This window comes from Leifsonia stereocauli (assembly GCF_038432415.1).
GTDB lineage: Bacteria > Actinomycetota > Actinomycetes > Actinomycetales > Microbacteriaceae > Orlajensenia > Orlajensenia stereocauli.
Genome location: NZ_JBCAUN010000001.1, coordinates 245764 through 258817, shown reverse-complemented (window position 1 = coordinate 258817; position 13054 = coordinate 245764). Strand labels below are relative to the sequence as shown.

Genomic DNA, 13054 nt, shown 5'->3' with positions numbered 1-13054 from the left:
CTTCGCTCGGTCCTCAACGAGCAGACGCTCACCACCGTGGGTGGATGAGCTCCCGCAGCTTCCGGTCGTAGAGGTCGGCGACCGCGGCGTCGAACTCGGCGCCCATCGGCGCCGTCGACCCTGCAGCGGCATTGGCTACAGCCTGCTTCACCGACCGCGCGCCCGGGATGACTGCGCTCACGGCCGGGTGCTGGGCGATCCAGGCGAGGGCCGCCTCGGCGACGGGAACGCCATCCGGTACCAGATCGGCGAACTCGTGCGCAGCCTCGAGCCCGGTCTCCCAGGGCACACCCGAGAACGTCTCGCCCACGTCGAACGCGGAGCCGTCGCGGTTGTAGTTCCTGTGGTCGTTCGCGGCGAAGGTGGTCTCGCGGGTGTACTTGCCGCTCAGCAGGCCAGAGGCCAGAGGCACGCGGGCGATGATGCCGACTCCGGCGGCCTGCGCCGCGGGCAGCACCTCGTCGAGGGGCTTCTGCCTGAAGGCGTTGAGGATGATCTGCACCGTCGCGGTGCCGGGTCGCGCGATGGCGTCCAGGGCCTGCGCAGTGGTCTCGACGCTCACGCCGTAGTTCGCGATGGCGCCATCGGACATGAGGGTGTCGAGCGCGTCGTAGACCTCGTCGCTGGTGAACACGGCCGACGGCGGGCAGTGCAGCTGCACCAGGTCGAGCGTCTCGACGCGCAGGTTGCGACGCGAGCGGTCCGTCCACTCCCGGAAGTTCGCGAGCACGTAGTTCTCGGGCAGTTGCTCCACGCGTCGCCCCATCTTGGTGGCGACGGTGATGTCGTGACCGGGGTTGTCGGCGAGGAAGGCGCCGATCACGCTCTCCGATCGACCGTCGCCGTAGACGTCGGCTGTGTCGAAGAGGGTGACACCCGCGTCCACCGATGCTGCGAGCACGTCACGCGCGTCCGACTCGCTCACCTCACCCCAGTCGGCTCCGAGCTGCCAGGTGCCGAGTCCGATGACCGAGACTGTGCGGCCGGTACGTCCGAGGGTGCGATGCTGCATACCCCCAGCCTAGGCCGGGGGCGCACCGACATCGGAAGGTCAGGCCGAGACCGCCGCGAGGCTGCCCGTGGTGCGCGGTGTCTCGAGGGCCCCCTCCACGTGCACGACCTCCTGGCTCCGGAAGTGACCGATGAAGCTCAGGATGATCCCGGCCGCAGCCCACGCGCCGAGCACCAGCCACGCCTCCATCGCGCTCGCATCCGGGAAGTACGAGAGGTCGCGCAACAGGGTCGTGGAGGCCCCGGGCACGAAGAACTGACCGATCGGGCCCCACGCGCCGGGCAGGAACTGCATCGGCTGCGTCGCGGCCGACAGCGGGTTGCCGATGAGCATGGTGAGCAGGGCGCCCACGGCTATGCCGACGCGGCCGATGAGTGCGGTGGCACCGACGATGACGCTGGCGGTGGCGAGGAGCGACAGGCCCACGGCGACGGCGTTCAGCAGGAAGTCGCCCTGCAGGATGCCGAACCAGGTCTGCATGATGGCCGTGAGGCCGACACCCGCGACAACGGCATACGTCGCCAGGGCGGCGAGACGACGCCAGACGCCCGTGACGAGCAGCGAGATGAGCACGCCGCCGATCATGCCACCGATGACCATCGGGAACGCGGCTGACGCGAAGCCGACCCCGCGGGGGTCGGTGTCGGCCAGGGGAACGATGTCGGTGGTGGTGACGACCGGCGCGGTGACGGCGCTCGCCTTCTCGATGATGGCGAGAGCCTGCTCGGCCGGAAGCTGCCCGGCAGCCTGCGCCGCGGCCGCCTGGGCGATGCCGTCCTGCACACCCGCCGACACGGTCGCGGTCACCTGCTGCTGCAGCTGGGCTGCGACCTGCGTCATGACCGCGGCGTTCACGGTGCCCCCGGCGCTCGCCGTGAGCACCTCGGGCGAATCGCTCAATACGACGGCGCCGTAGGCGTCGCGCTGCTCGATCGCCGTGACGGCGTCGGCGCGGTCGTCGACCGTGGTGACGTCGAAGCGACCGGCGGCCTTCTCGTCGAGGGCGTCCGTGAACGCGGTCACCTGCTTCGCGTCGCCCGTGACGGCGATGGGGAAGTCCTTGATGGTGCTGGTCATTCCCGGCCAGATGAATGCGAGCACGAAGACTCCCACGACGACGGCTGCCGCGATGGCGATCCCGATGGACCGCCCCCACTTCGTGTGCGGGCTGGTGACGACGATCTTGGACATGACGGCTCCTACAAGGGCAACAGGGGGAAGTGACCACCACGAAAACGAATGATCGTTCTTTATTGTGAACTCACCGCATCCGCTTGTCAAGAACGAACGTTCTTTTTACTATGAGACCATGCCGAAAGTCACCGAGGAGCATCGGATCGCCCGCCGCACCGAGATCGCCCAGGCCGCGATGCGCTGCTTCGCGCGCAAGGGCTTCGAGGGCACATCCGTCGCCGACATCATCGCCGAGTCCGGCCTGTCGGCCGGGGCCATCTACGGCCACTACAAGAGCAAGAACGAACTGATCCAGCTGGCGGTGACCGAGTTGCTCGGACAGCGCATGGCCGACGTCGAGCTCGCGCTGATGGACGAGGACCTCATGGAGCCCGGCGAGCTCATCGGAGTCTTCCTCCGTGGCGTGGAGGCCGAGTTCGGTGACCTGGGCGTTCTGCTGCAGCTGTGGGCGGCGGCGGCGAACGACGCCGAACTGCGCCGACTGGCCCAGGGCATCGCCGGGTCGATCCGCGAGGTCTTCCAGACCTATCTCGCCGCGTGGCACGTACGCAGGAACGGGCTGAGCGAGGCCGAGGCCGAGGCACGGGGCGCCCGCGAGTCATGGATCTACATCGGAATCTGCCAGGGCTACATGGTGCAGTCGGCCATCTTCGACGGTTTCGACGGCGACGCCTACATCGCCACGAGTGCGGCGCTGCTCGCTCGCTGACCCTCCGCTCGTTGAGGCCCAGACGAAGTCTGCGGCCGAAACGCATCCCCCGCGTGATACCCGATCGTGACATCACGATCGGGTTGCGTCGCACCCCACCGCTGATCAGCGGTTCTACAGTGCAGTCATGAAGCGCGCGCACCTCGCCACCGTCGTCGCCGTGGCCGCCACCCTGCTGCTCGCCGGATGCTCGACATCCGGTTCCGCCGACTCCGATGTGAGCGGCGGATCCGTCGCCGAACCGGCTCCCGACCAGGGCGACGGCGCGCTCGATGCCGGCCGTGACTCTGCGGATGATGAGGCCGGGGGCCTCGGCTCGACGGTGGAGACCCGCGACGTCGTCACCACGGGCTCGATGTCGGTGACAGCCGACGATCCCGTGCTGGCCGCGGCCAAGACGACTGCGCTGGTCACGGCGGCCGACGGACGCATCGACTCGCAGAACCAGCAGCCGGGCACGGACTCGCAGCCCGCTCGCGCGTCCCTCGTGATCCGCGTGCCCTCCGCGCGCTACCAGGCCGTCGTCGCAGACATCCAGAAGCTCGGCGGCGTCACGCACTACTCGACCGAGGCGACGGACGTCACCCAGCAGAAGCAGGACATCGACGCGCGCATCAGCGCGCTCGAGACGTCCACGAAGCGCCTCGAGAGCCTCATGGCCGATGCAGACTCCACTGCCGACCTGATCGAGATCGAGAACGCCCTGTCCGGCAGGCAGGCCGAGCTCGACAGCCTCACCACCCAGCGGGACTACCTCGAGGACCAGGTCGCCTTCTCCACCCTCTCGGTCGACTTCACGGCGCCCGGCGTGGTCTCCCCCGGATCCCCGCGTACCTTCTGGGACGGCTTCCTCGCCGGGTGGAACGCCCTCGTCGGCTTCCTCGCCGGAACCCTTGTCGTCATCGGCGCTCTCCTGCCGTGGCTGCTGCTGTTCGGCGCCATCGCCGCGATCGTGCTGCTCATCGTGCGGGCGTCGCGGCGCACCCCGCGGAACCCGCCGCCCGATAACGGCCCGGGAGCCGACGCCGGCCCCGCGCCGGACACAGCGCCGGAACCCGCACCTGCGGCCACTGTTCCCGCCAGCCCTGACCGTGCCGCAGAAGGCGATCCCGTCGACACCCGCGCGTAATGTGAGTGGCGTGAGCAACGCATCCGACACCCCGCTCCTCGACGACGCCCTGCTGGAGCGCATCCGTTCGCGCGCCGCAGGATATGACCGCGACAACGCCTTCTTCACCGAGGACTTCGACGAACTCGTGGCCGTCGGCTACCTGCGCGCGCTCGTCCCCGTCGACTTCGGTGGCCTCGGTCTCTCGCTGGAGCAGGTGGTGCTCGAGCAGGTGCGCCTCGGATCGGCGGCTCCGGCCACGGCCCTCGCCGTGAACATGCACCTCGTCTGGACCGGCGTCGCCAAGGTGCTGCACGAACGCGGCGACTCCTCGCTCGACTTCCTTCTCGACGAGGCCGGCGCCGGCGAGGTGTTCGGTTTCGGTATCAGCGAGTCCGGCAACGACCTCGTGCTGTTCGGTTCGACGACGGATGCCGCCCCTCAGCCCGACGGCGGCTACAGGTTCACCGGCACCAAGGTCTTCACCTCCCTCTCCCCGGCGTGGACGAAGCTCGGCACGATGGGCCTCGACACCACCTCTCCCGATGCGCCGAAGATCGTCTACGGATTCGTGGAGCGCTCCGACTCCGGCGTCACCCGCAAGGACGACTGGGACACCCTGGGCATGCGCGCCTCGCAGAGCCAGTCGACGGTGCTCGATGGCGCGTACTCCCCCGCGAATCGCATCATCAGGCGTCTCGACCCCGGGCCGAACCCCGACTCGCTCGTGTTCGCTATCTTCTCCAACTTCGAGATCCTGCTGGCCGCCGTGTACACCGGCGTCGGACAGCGCGCGCTCGAACTCGCCGTCGCCGCGGCGCACCGCCGCACATCGCTCAAGGCCGGCGGCCGGTCCTACGCGCAGGACCCGGACATCCGCTGGCGTATCGCGGATGCCGCCATCGCCCAGGACGGCATCCGGCCCCAACTCGTCTCCCTCGCCCGCGATGTCGATGATCAGGTGGATCACGGGGCGCAGTGGTTCCCGCAGCTGGTGGGCCTGAAGATCCGCGCCACCGAGAACGCTCGCCACGTCGTCGATCAGGCGTTGCGCGTCTCGGGTGGCGGATCGTACTTCGCCGGCAGCGAGTTGGGTCGGCTCTACCGCGACGTGCTCGCCGGGATCTTCCACCCCTCAGACGCGGAATCGGCGCACAGCACCGTAGCCAACGCGTGGCTCGGGCCGGTCGAGTAGTGAATGCCGCTCAGCGCTGAGGGCGGTATTTGAACCCCACGTGCGAGGCCTCGAAGCCGAGCCGCTCGTAGAACCTGTGGGCGTCGACACGGGCGGCATCCGACGTCAGCTGCACGAGGGCGGCACCGAGGGCCGGCGCCTCATCCATCGCCCACCGGATCATCGCCCCACCGATTCCGCGGCCGCGCTGGTCGGAACGCACCCGCACGGCCTCGATCTGCAGGCGAGACGCCCCGACCCGCGCCAGGCCCGGTATGACCGTCAGCTGCATCGTGCCCAGCACATCCCCCGCATCCGTCACGGCCACCAGCAACCGCTGAGCGGGGTCGGCGTCGATGGCGGCGAAGGCACGCTCGTAGGCCGGTCGGTCCTCGGGCCGGGCCAGGTCGCCCCGAGCCGCACTGACCGGGTCGTCGGCCAAGAGCGCGAGGATCGCGTCGAGGTCGCCGACGACGGCACGACGCAGCAGCAGAGATCCTGACGGGAGGGTGAGGGTGACCGTCGGCATGACTCCAGTATCGCCGCGCCGCTCGCTGAGGCCCGCGCGAGGCGCGGGGCCAGGTGCGCGGCCACCCGAGCATGACCCGCACGACGCATGCGAACGGATGCTCCCCACAACGGGAGTAGTTTGGTCTCCGTGGGAATTCGAATTGAGAAGATCGACCTGCCGGGCATCGGCATGCGTCACGATCTCGTCACCGAGAGCGGCCGTCGCCTGAGCGTCGTGTCGTACCGCGATGGCGAGCGCAACCTCGGCATCTTCGACGTCGACGACCCCGACGCGTGTCGGGATTCGATCCCCATCACCGAAGACGAGGCCGAGGCACTCGCCGACGTCCTCGGAACATCCGTCACCCTCAGCCGACTGACCAAGCTGAGCGAGGACACCGAGGGGCTCTACACGGAGCAGCTCGAACTCGCGACCGATTCGCCCTTCATCAATCGGCCGCTCGGCGACACCAAGACGCGCACCCGCACGCACGTCTCCATCGTCGCCATCGTGCGCGAGAAGAAGGTGATCCCCTCTCCGACCCCCGCAGAGATCCTCCGCCCCGGTGACGTCATCGTCGCCGTCGGCACGCGGGAGGGTCTCGACGCCGCCGGTCGGCTCATGGCCAACGGCCCCGACTGATCCGGGGGCGCGCCAGTGCATGACAACACGCTGATCCTCATCGAAGTCGGCGCGCTGCTACTCGGCATGAGTCTGCTCGGGCGCCTGTCGATCCGCATCGGCATCTCCCCCATCCCCTTCTACCTCATCGCGGGTCTGGCCTTCGGCGAGGGCGGACTCATCCCACTCGACGCCAGCAGCGAGTTCTTCGCAGTCGGCAGCGAGATCGGCGTCATCCTGCTGCTCACCCTGCTGGGGCTCGAGTACACGGCGAGCGAGCTGCTCACCAACCTGAAGCAGTCGAAGACCGCCGGCATCATGGACGCCCTCTTCAACGCCCTGCCGGGTGCGGCGTTCGCCCTCATCCTCGGGTGGGGACCCGTCGCCGCCGTCGCGTTGGCCGGCATCACGTGGGTGTCGTCGTCGGGCGTCATCGCGAAGACCATCCGCGACCTCGGCCGCATCTCGAACCGCGAGACGCCCATCGTGCTCGCCATCCTCGTGATCGAGGACCTGGCCATGGCGTTCTACCTGCCTGTGCTCTCGGCCGTCGTCATCGGCGTGAGCCTGCTGCAGGGCGCCATCACAGTGGCCATCGCCGTGGGCGTCGTGGTGCTCATCCTGTTCCTCGCCCTGCGCTTCGGCCATGTGATCTCGCGCATCTTCACGCCCGAGCACAACGAGCCCCTGCTCCTCGGCGTGCTCGGACTCACCATGCTGGTCGCCGGCATCGCCGCGCAGGTGAACGTGTCGGCCGCCGTCGGCGCCTTCCTCGTGGGAATCGCACTCTCGGGCAAGGTGGCCCAGAACGCCGGCGAGGTGCTCACCCCTCTCCGCGATCTCTTCGCCGCCTTCTTCTTCGTGTTCTTCGGTCTGGCGACGGATGCCGGCGATCTGATCGGCATGCTCGTGCCCGCCATCATCCTGGCGGCCATCACCATGGCGACGAAGGTCGCCACGGGCTATCTCTCGGCCAAGCGCGCCGGCATCGGTGTTCCCGGTCGCTGGCGTGCGGGCTTCGCCCTCACGGCGCGCGGCGAGTTCTCCATCGTCATCGCCGGCCTCGCCGTCGGAGCCGGGGTCGCGCCCCTGCTGGCGCCCCTCGCCACCGCCTACGTTCTCATCACCGTCATCCTGGGCCCGATCCTCGCCCGCGTGCCCGACGCGCGCTGGTTCAAGGCGACGCTCAAGCGCCGCGCCCTGGCCCGCGCCTCCTGAGCAACCGCCGTTTCCGGAAAGCGAGGAACTTCTCGCGGGAACGGACCTCCAACGGCTTCAGGACAGCGTTCCACGCGGAAACTCATCGCTTTCCAGATCTTCACGGGCATAATCCGGCCGGCGATGGCATTGTCATCTATATGACCACGATCAACGACATTCCACTCACGACCATCACCGGCGAGACGAAGACGCTCGCCGAGTACGGCGACCAGGTCAAGCTCATCGTCAATGTCGCATCGCGCTGCGGCCTGGCTCCGCAGTACGAGAAGCTCGAGGCACTGCAGAAGCAGTACGAGGACCGCGGGTTCACCGTGCTCGGGTTCCCGAGCAACCAGTTCCTGCAGGAACTCGGCAGCGAGGAGGCCATCTCCGAGTACTGCTCGACCACGTGGGGCGTGACGTTCCCGATGTTCGAGCGCGTCAAGGTCAACGGCCGCAACCAGCACCCGCTCTACGCCGAACTGGTGAAGACGGAGGACGCCAACGGCAAGGCCGGCAAGGTGAAGTGGAACTTCGAGAAGTTCGTGATCACCCCCGACGGAGCGGTGCACCGCTTCCGTCCGACGACGGAGCCCGACGCCCCTGAGATCGTGGACCTCATCGAGGGCTCACTCCCCCGGTAATCTGCTCGTATGGCGGTTTCCAACGGCACGGCGGGCATGAGCTCGACGGACGCCGCGGCCTACACCCGCGCCGTTCTCGACATCGCCATCAGGGTGACCGAGGTGCTGTTCACCAACGGCGCCGGCGCTGAAGACGCCGTGGCGGCCATGCAGGCCGTCACGCACGCCTACGGGCTGCGCAACATCGAGGCCGACATCACCCACACGCTCATCTCGCTGAGCTGGGAGAACCCGGCGACCTACGAGACGATCTCGCGCAGCCGCAACGTCAAGTACCGCACCCTCGACTACCACAAGCTCACCAGAGCGACGGAGCTCATCGGGCGCATCATCGAGGATCCGCCGACGGTTCCGGATGCCAGACGCCAGGTCGCCGCGATCGTGGGCGGGGCGCCGGCCTACCCGCGCGCGCTGCGCCGTCTCGGCTGGGCGCTCGTGGGGACAGGTGCCGCCCTCCTCCTCGGCGGCGGGCTCATCGTCGCTGCGGCATCCTTCGTCGCCACGCTCTTCATCGACGTCATCACCTCGGCCCTGCAGAAGCGCCGGGTTCCGGTTTTCTACCAGTCGGTGGTGGGCGGGGCGATCGGCCCGCTCGTCGCGGCCGTCGTCTACACGCTCGATCCCCGCGTGAATCCCTCGCTCGTCGTAGTGGCGACGATCATCATGCTCCTGGCCGGGGTGACCACCTTCGGCGCGGTGCACGACACCCTGTCCGGGTTCTACGTCACCGGAACCGCCCGCCTCGTCGAGGCCGTGCTCATCACCAGCGGCCTGGTGGCCGGCGTGCTGGGCGCCACGCTGCTGCTCGCCCGCTTCGGCATCGTGTTGCAGATCGACGGAGCGATGGCGCCCACGATCTCGGGCCTGCCCATGCAGCTGATCGCGGCCGTCATCATCGTGTTCGGCTTCGGGTTCGCCGTGCAGGTACCCCTGCGGGCATTCTGGGCGGTGTGCGCCCTCGGCGCGGCCGCCGAGCTGTTCTACTCCCTGCTCGTCGGCACCGAGGTGGGGATCGTCTTCTCCTCGGCCGGAGCCGCCCTCGCCGTCGGCCTGCTCGCGGCCATCGTCGTGCTCGTCGTGCGCGTTCCGCCGCTGGTCGTCGTGGTCTCGGCGCTCATCCCCCTCGTGCCCGGCCTCGCGCTCTTCCAGGGACTGCTTCAGGTGGCCGATGCCGACATCAACGGCCTGATGTCGCTGCTCAGCGCCGCCGCCGTCGCCGCCGCGCTGGCCGCGGGCGCCATCCTCGGGCAGTACCTCGTGCAGGCCGTCCTCGGACCGGCGCGCAAGCTGCAGCGCCGCTTCGTCGGGCCGCTCATGGCGCTGCCCATCCAGCTCGGCCGCAAGAAGGTGCACGAGCACACCGACAGAGTCTGACCCGCCCTCTTGTCGCTGCGACCCTGCGGTGCTTGGCTGGGGCCATGATCGAAACAACGCGGATCTTCAGCGGCTTCGCCGTGCCCGATGTCCCGGCCGCCCAGGCTTTCTACGCCGACACCCTCGGTCTCGGCGTCACCGAGGAGATGGGCGGCCTGGTCCTCGACCTCGGCGACGACCACCACATCTTCGTGTACCCGAAGCCCGACCACGTTCCGGCCACCTACACGATCCTCAACCTCCAGGTCGCCGACATCGACGCCGCGGTCACCTCGCTCGAGGCATCCGGAGTCCAGCTGCTCCGCTACGACGGCTTCGGCCAGGACGAGCGCGGCATCCAGCGCCCCGACGGACGGCACCCCGGACCCGAGATCGCCTGGTTCACCGACCCAGCGGGCAACATCCTCTCTGTGCTCCAGCCTCCAGCAGAATAGAGGCATGACTCTCCCCGCAACCGATACCGTCGTGCTCTATCCGGCAGGCATCACCCGCAACGGCGCCGTGGTGCTGCACCTGGAGCCCGCACCCGACGGTCGCACGGCCGTGCTCCTCGACGAGACCGCCTGCCACCCCGTCGACGCAGGCTGGCCCGACCAGGGAACCGACCGCGCCGTGTTCCTGACCTCGACCGGCGACGAGGTCGCCGTGACCGAGGCGGTCGTCGCCGCGACCGATGGTGAGACCCTGTTCATCGGAGCCGACGTGCCCGTGCGCAAGGGCGAGGAGGGCTGGGCCTTCGTCGTGGCCCATCTCGTGGCCTCGGATGCCGCCATCAGCGAGGGCGACGCGGTCACCGTGGTCGTCGACGAGGAGTACCGCAACGCTCTGTCCATCGGTCACACAGCCTGTCACCTCGCCTCACTGGCCCTGAACCGCGCCGTCGCCGACCGGTGGACCAAGGAGGTGCGCGTCGACGGCCTCGGAGAGCCCGATTTCGACGGAGCTGCGATCGCCAGCTCCCTCATCCGCGAGAACGGCTCCACCGACGTGTTCAGGTTGAACAAGTCGTTGCGTCGCAAGGGTTTCGCCGCAGACGGCCTCGCCGAGCAGCTCGCCGCCATCGAGGCCGCGACCAGCGCGACGCTGGCGGCCTGGATCTCCGAGGACGCACCGGTGCACATCGACGTCGCCGGGTCCGGCCTGACCGACCGCCGATCGTGGGTCGCGGACCTCGCGGAGGCATCCGTCAGCATCCCCTGCGGGGGAACCCACGTCTCAGCGCTGTCCGAGCTCGGCTCGCTCACGGTGACGCTCGAGCTGGCTGACGTCGACGGCACGCCCACCCTCACCATGCTGACGGATGCCGTGACCTCCCGCTGAGACCCGAACGGGGAATTCAGGTACTCAGCCGCGGTCAACTACTATCGCTGGGAATGTCTTCGGAAGGATCGACTCATCTCCAGCGCACCACCCACCACCAGACCCGTGCGCAAGGAGATCCAGGCCCTTCGGGCCATCGCAGTCGGGGCCGTCGTGCTCTTCCACCTCTGGCCCACGCGCATCACGGGTGGCTTCGTCGGAGTCGACATCTTCTTCGCGATCAGCGGCTACCTGATCATCGGGCACCTGCTGCGCGAGACGGATGCCAGCGGTGGGCTCGCCCTCGGTCGATTCTGGGCCCGTCGTGCGCGCCGACTGCTCCCGGCGAGCATGCTGGTGCTCATCGCGACGGGCGTCGCCACGGTGATCTGGGTGCCCATGACCCTCTGGCAGCAGTGGTTCAAGGAGATCGGCGCGTCAGCCGTCTACATCCAGAACTGGGTACTCGCCGTCGACTCCGTCGACTACCTCCACTCCGAGAACAGCCCGTCGGCCGTGCAGCACTTCTGGTCGTTGTCCGTCGAGGAGCAGCTCTACATCATCTGGCCGCTCCTCATCGTCGCCATGCTGGCCATCGCCGCCAGGCTCGGCGCGAGGCCGAGGCGACTCATCGGAATCACCCTCTTCCTGCTCGTCCTGGCATCGTTCGTCTACGCAGCCGTCGCGGTCGCGACCGATCCCGCCCCGGCGTACTTCGTGACGCTCAGCCGTGCGTGGGAGTTCGGTGCGGGAGGCCTGCTGGCCTTCGCCGCGGCCCGCGTGCACATGCACTCCCCCCGTCTCCGCGCCGCGGTGAGTTGGGTCGGATTCGGCATGCTGGTGGCGACGATCGTCCTGTACAGCCCGGCGACGCCGTTCCCGGGGATCGCCGCCGTCACGCCCGTGCTGGGGACCCTGCTCGTCATCTGGGCGGGCGACCCCCGCCTGCCGTGGGGACCTGGCGTCCTGTTCCGGCTTCGCCCGGTGCAGTGGATCGGCGACATCTCCTACTCGTTCTACCTGTGGCACTGGCCGCTCATCGTGATCCTTCCCTTCGCCCTCGGGCATGAACTCGGATTCACCAGCCGGGTCGGCATCCTCGTCGTGAGCCTCGCGCTCGCCTGGCTCTCGAAGACCCTGATCGAGGATCCAGGACGCCAGATGAGGCTGTTCACGGCACGACCGGCATGGCTGACGCTCGTCGCCACCGTCGCCGTGACGGCGCTCATGCTCGGCGTGAGCACCTTCGGCTACGCGAGAACCGGCCAGGCCATCGCCGTGGCCGCCGAGGAGAACAAGCGGGCCGTCGCCGCCGCCGAGGTCTGCGGCGGCGCCGTGGCCGTGATGCCCGGCAACCCGTGCCGTGACCCCTACGCCCCGAACATCCTGACGAACCCCATCGTCGCCGCGAACGACATCGGCAAGGGGGTTCAGATCGCCGACAAGTGCAAGGTGCCACTCGATTCGTCGCGCGTGATCACTTGCGACCGAGGAGACGTGAAGGCTTTCACGTCGACGATCGCCCTCATCGGCGATTCCCACGCCGGGCAGTACCTCGAGGCACTCGACCGCTACGGCAAGCAGCACCACGTGCGCATCCTCACCTACATCAAGACCTGGTGCGCGGGCACCGGCGCCCCGAGGGTGCAGCCGGCCAGCGATTCGAGTCCGACGTCGATCCGGAGTTGCGCGACCTGGGGCAAGCACGCCATCACCGACATCGCCGGCCGACCCGACATCGACTCCGTGGTGTTCACCAACTACACGAGCCAGTACACGATGCCCTCACCCGACAAGCTGGGCCGTCCTGTCGCTCCTGAGGACTTCGAGAATGCGTGGCGCCCCCTCTTCGACGCCGGCAAGCAGGTCGTCGCCATCAGGGACCTCCCCAACGCCGGGCTCACGAACATCCCGCAGTGCATCGCCGAGCACCCCGGCGACGTCGACCCGTGTCCTCTCTCCCGCGCTTCGGCGACGATCCCCACCGACGTCGACCCGCTCATGATCGCAGCGACCCGGCACCCCGAGGTGCGGACAGTCGACCTGGATGACGTCTTCTGCGACGAGACCACCTGCCACACCCTGATCGGCGGGCTCATCGTGTACTTCGACAGCCACCACATGACGGCCAGCTTCTCCCGCTCGATCGCCCCGATCATCGGTCCGCGCGTCTTGGGCATCGAAGCGCAGGCATCTCGATCCTGAGCA

13 protein-coding genes are annotated in these 13054 nt (G+C 68.6%); 10 read left to right on the top strand and 3 right to left on the bottom strand.

The features are described 5' to 3' along the window. Positions 1-28: 28 nt before the first annotated feature. Both AADV74_RS01370 and AADV74_RS01365 read right to left on the bottom strand, forming a co-directional pair. Positions 29-1012, bottom strand: a complete 984-nt coding sequence (locus AADV74_RS01370) for an aldo/keto reductase (protein WP_342111087.1) — start codon at positions 1010-1012, stop codon at positions 29-31. 39 nt (positions 1013-1051) lie between these two features. Further along, entirely contained in the window at positions 1052-2203 is a 1152-nt protein-coding gene (locus AADV74_RS01365) for an ABC transporter permease (protein WP_342111085.1), read from the bottom strand. Between the two features lie 118 nt (positions 2204-2321). On the opposite strand from AADV74_RS01365, the gene AADV74_RS01360 reads away from it, so the two are divergent. The 3 genes from AADV74_RS01360 (at position 2322) to AADV74_RS01350 (ending at position 5218) form a co-directional block, all read left to right on the top strand. Beyond that, positions 2322-2915, top strand: a complete 594-nt coding sequence (locus AADV74_RS01360; RefSeq protein ID WP_342111083.1) for a TetR/AcrR family transcriptional regulator — start codon at positions 2322-2324, stop codon at positions 2913-2915. Positions 2916-3042: 127 nt separating this feature from the next. Next, entirely contained in the window at positions 3043-4044 is a 1002-nt protein-coding gene (locus AADV74_RS01355; protein ID WP_342111081.1) for a DUF4349 domain-containing protein, read from the top strand. Between the two features lie 10 nt (positions 4045-4054). After that, positions 4055-5218, top strand: coding sequence for an acyl-CoA dehydrogenase family protein (locus AADV74_RS01350; RefSeq protein ID WP_342111079.1), 1164 nt, complete (start codon positions 4055-4057; stop codon positions 5216-5218). A gap of 10 nt (positions 5219-5228) precedes the next feature. Here the strand turns inward: AADV74_RS01350 and AADV74_RS01345 are convergent, their stop codons facing one another. Next, entirely contained in the window at positions 5229-5726 is a 498-nt protein-coding gene (locus AADV74_RS01345) for a GNAT family N-acetyltransferase (RefSeq protein WP_342111077.1), read from the bottom strand. Between the two features lie 129 nt (positions 5727-5855). Between AADV74_RS01345 and AADV74_RS01340 the strand changes: the two genes are divergently transcribed. The 7 genes from AADV74_RS01340 to AADV74_RS01310 all read left to right on the top strand — a co-directional run bounded on the left by AADV74_RS01340 (position 5856) and on the right by AADV74_RS01310 (position 13051). Then, the gene (locus AADV74_RS01340) at positions 5856-6350 is read left to right on the top strand and encodes a cation:proton antiporter regulatory subunit (protein ID WP_342111075.1); all 495 of its coding nucleotides are present in this window, start codon (positions 5856-5858) and stop codon (positions 6348-6350) included. Between the two features lie 15 nt (positions 6351-6365). Further along, positions 6366-7547, top strand: coding sequence for a cation:proton antiporter (locus AADV74_RS01335; RefSeq protein WP_342111073.1), 1182 nt, complete (start codon positions 6366-6368; stop codon positions 7545-7547). A gap of 140 nt (positions 7548-7687) precedes the next feature. Next, on the top strand, positions 7688-8173 hold the full coding sequence (locus AADV74_RS01330; protein ID WP_342111072.1) for a glutathione peroxidase: 486 nt from the start codon (positions 7688-7690) through the stop codon (positions 8171-8173). Positions 8174-8182: 9 nt separating this feature from the next. Further along, positions 8183-9547, top strand: coding sequence for a threonine/serine exporter family protein (locus tag AADV74_RS01325; protein WP_342111070.1), 1365 nt, complete (start codon positions 8183-8185; stop codon positions 9545-9547). 44 nt (positions 9548-9591) lie between these two features. Beyond that, positions 9592-9981 carry a VOC family protein gene (locus tag AADV74_RS01320; protein ID WP_342111068.1) on the top strand — a complete coding sequence of 130 codons (390 nt, stop codon included), beginning with the start codon at positions 9592-9594 and terminating at the stop codon, positions 9979-9981. A 4-nt stretch (positions 9982-9985) separates the two neighbouring features. Further along, on the top strand, positions 9986-10867 hold the full coding sequence (locus tag AADV74_RS01315) for a metal-dependent hydrolase (protein WP_342111066.1): 882 nt from the start codon (positions 9986-9988) through the stop codon (positions 10865-10867). Positions 10868-10972: 105 nt separating this feature from the next. Then, complete coding sequence (locus AADV74_RS01310; RefSeq protein ID WP_342111064.1) at positions 10973-13051, top strand: acyltransferase family protein; 2079 nt, start codon at positions 10973-10975, stop codon at positions 13049-13051. Positions 13052-13054 lie beyond the last annotated feature (3 nt).

Bases quoted from the DNA above. Each gene is read 5' to 3' on its own strand.
- AADV74_RS01355 (WP_342111081.1), top strand. From the start codon at position 3,043: ATGAAGCGCGCGCACCTCGCCACCGTCGTCGCCGTGGCCGCCACCCTG.
- AADV74_RS01360 (WP_342111083.1), top strand. From the start codon at position 2,322: ATGCCGAAAGTCACCGAGGAGCATCGGATCGCCCGCCGCACCGAGATC.
- AADV74_RS01330 (WP_342111072.1), top strand. From the start codon at position 7,688: ATGACCACGATCAACGACATTCCACTCACGACCATCACCGGCGAGACG.
- AADV74_RS01370 (WP_342111087.1), bottom strand. From the start codon at position 1,012: ATGCAGCATCGCACCCTCGGACGTACCGGCCGCACAGTCTCGGTCATC.
- AADV74_RS01325 (WP_342111070.1), top strand. From the start codon at position 8,183: ATGGCGGTTTCCAACGGCACGGCGGGCATGAGCTCGACGGACGCCGCG.
- AADV74_RS01345 (WP_342111077.1), bottom strand. From the start codon at position 5,726: ATGCCGACGGTCACCCTCACCCTCCCGTCAGGATCTCTGCTGCTGCGT.
- AADV74_RS01365 (WP_342111085.1), bottom strand. From the start codon at position 2,203: ATGTCCAAGATCGTCGTCACCAGCCCGCACACGAAGTGGGGGCGGTCC.
- AADV74_RS01320 (WP_342111068.1), top strand. From the start codon at position 9,592: ATGATCGAAACAACGCGGATCTTCAGCGGCTTCGCCGTGCCCGATGTC.
- AADV74_RS01315 (WP_342111066.1), top strand. From the start codon at position 9,986: ATGACTCTCCCCGCAACCGATACCGTCGTGCTCTATCCGGCAGGCATC.